This is a genomic window from Pseudoalteromonas sp. S3178 (genome assembly GCF_005886985.1).
GTDB classification, from domain to species: Bacteria; Pseudomonadota; Gammaproteobacteria; order Enterobacterales; family Alteromonadaceae; genus Pseudoalteromonas; species Pseudoalteromonas carrageenovora.
This window is the reverse complement of sequence record NZ_PNCW01000553.1, coordinates 1-310: the sequence shown is the minus strand read 5'-3', so window position 1 is coordinate 310 and position 310 is coordinate 1. Positions and strand designations below refer to the sequence as shown.

Annotated in this window: 1 pseudogene; it reads right to left on the bottom strand. The window is 45.8% G+C overall.

Annotated features, from left to right (window positions below):
• Positions 1 to 310, bottom strand: a pseudogene (locus CWC11_RS22175) (Tn7-like element transposition protein TnsE); the annotation flags it as partial.

Below are 310 nucleotides of genomic sequence, written 5' to 3'. Positions count from 1 at the left end.
AACTGTGGCAAGTAAATGGTTTTGCCTGCACTTTCAAACACAAAGCATTTTTGCGATTGCTCTTCGCTCAGCTTATACGTCACTAAACCACTATCACCCACCGTGGCGGTTTGCCAAAATGCTCGATCAGGTAAGGTAAACTCGATCGGGAAACCAAGGGGCAAGGCAGCAACTGTTTGGTTTAGTACGACTTGTCGGCTTAAATAGGGTAGCTGGCTAAACTTATGGGCTTTGCGAGTGGATTGCTTAAAACGAACACCAATATCCCCCGTTTTGCGGTCATTGTATTTACACAGATTGCCTATCGCCT